At 78.0% G+C, this 551-nt stretch carries 1 protein-coding gene; it reads right to left on the bottom strand.

Annotated features, from left to right (window positions below):
* Positions 1-551: DUF5682 family protein (locus B7767_RS42675; RefSeq protein ID WP_256923786.1), on the bottom strand; the 551-nt coding region annotated here is incomplete at both ends.

The following is a 551-nucleotide window of genomic DNA, read 5'->3' as shown; positions in this document are numbered from 1 at the left end:
GCACTCCTTGAGCCGCTGGAGCAGGATCTCGCGGCGGGCGTCGAGGGCGGAGCGCAGCGGCGAGAGCCGGACCTCCCGGTGGCCGGCGCTGCCCGGCCCCGGCAGCCGGAGCGAGGCGAGTTCCGCCTCCACCCGGGGGCCGAGACCGGACCGGGGTGTGCCGGGGGCGAGCCGGCCGCGGTCCGTGCCGACCAGTACCGTCTCCAGGACCCGGCCGGGTGGTGGTCCGCCCTGGCCCAGTACGGACGTCACCGCCTCCAGCAGTTCGCCCCGGCCGGGTGCCGCCAGGCCGCGCAGGGTGGCGAGGTCGCAGGCCAGTCGCAGGGTCTCGATCGCCTCGCCGGTGCCCGCGGTGTGGCCGGCCGCGCGGATCTCCCGGCACAGTTCGGTGAGGAGGCGGGCGGCGGCGTCGCGTATCCGGCCGGGATCGCCGCCGGCGTCGAGCACCGCCTGCTGCCAGCGCGGGTCGCGGATGCCGGCCGGGTATCCGGAGCGGGGGTCCAGCAGGGCGAAGGCGTACGGCACGAGGGAGGTGACGACCGGGGAGCCCG

Source organism: Streptomyces sp. 13-12-16, from assembly GCF_002114215.1.
Classification (GTDB): Bacteria; Actinomycetota; Actinomycetes; order Streptomycetales; family Streptomycetaceae; genus Streptomyces.
Note: the sequence above shows the minus strand (reverse complement) of the source record. Positions and strands in the feature narration are given on the sequence as shown.